The 588-nt window shown below is 59.4% G+C and carries 1 pseudogene; it reads right to left on the reverse strand.

Going from position 1 to position 588, the window contains the following annotated elements:
* Positions 1–156: 156 nt before the first annotated feature.
* Positions 157–588, reverse strand: a pseudogene (locus I9P22_RS24380) (TniQ family protein); the annotation flags it as partial.

The raw sequence follows: 588 nt of genomic DNA on the forward strand, positions 1-588 counted from the left end.
TGGCGGCCTCCGGTGCTGTGGGCCCGCAGATCGTCGTAGCGCCCGACATTTGCCTTGGGCTCGCGGCGCAGCGCGAGCGCTTGTGGCGTATCGATGAGCGGCTGTCGCGTTGCCTTTAAATCTGAGACGCGACGCTTTCGGCATCGAGTTTTGCCCTTAATTGCGAGATTTGGCTGTCATGGGGCCTTTGCTTCTCGCCCGCCTCTGCGCAATCTGATCAACTGCGGCAAGCAGACGTGGCTCCTTCTCGAAAGTGCGCAAAAGAGCAACCTTTGCATAGTCGTCGATGCCGGAGCTTGAGATGGCCGCTTTGATCAGTGGACGAGATTGGGCTGCATCAATGGCAGCAAGGCAAAACAGCCTCACTTCCGGTTTGTGGCTCTGAAGAGCAAACAACGGCTTCCCGTGGCAGCCCTTAAGTGACATGGCAAAGGTGACCGCGCGCATTGCGCGCCGAAGTTGCTTGGGGCCGCGCGAGCGCGCGGCGCACTCAAGCATCTCTGCCCCGCGGCGCGCTCGGTATATCAGTTTTCCAGATATTTGTTCCTCACGGAGTTTGCCAAGGGTCTGCACAAGTCTCGTCCCGCA

The organism is Paracoccus binzhouensis (genome assembly GCF_016446475.1).
Taxonomy (GTDB): Bacteria; Pseudomonadota; Alphaproteobacteria; order Rhodobacterales; family Rhodobacteraceae; genus Paracoccus; species Paracoccus binzhouensis.